General features: G+C 65.3%; 1 protein-coding gene. It reads left to right on the top strand.

Going from position 1 to position 236, the window contains the following annotated elements; translation table 11 throughout:
* Window positions 1-236 (top strand): carboxyl transferase domain-containing protein (locus G8O24_RS43885; protein WP_283815688.1); only part of this gene is annotated, 236 nt, incomplete at both ends.

The following is a 236-nucleotide window of genomic DNA, read 5'->3' on the forward strand; positions in this document are numbered from 1 at the left end:
CCGCAATCAGGGCGCCATGTTCCTGGGCGGACCGCAACTGGTCTATGCCGCGACCAAGGAAGAGGTCGGCGTCGAAGCCCTCGGCGGAGGTGAAATGCATAGCCGCGTTAGCGGCGTCACCGACCATATCGCCGAGAATGACAGCCACGCGCTGGCGATCGTGCGTAATATCGTCGCCAACCTGGGAGAGCCGCCGCGATTGCGCTGGACGGTCGAGCAGGGCGAACCGCCTTGCC

The sequence above is a fragment of the Bradyrhizobium campsiandrae genome (genome assembly GCF_014529705.1).
GTDB lineage: Bacteria > Pseudomonadota > Alphaproteobacteria > Rhizobiales > Xanthobacteraceae > Bradyrhizobium > Bradyrhizobium campsiandrae.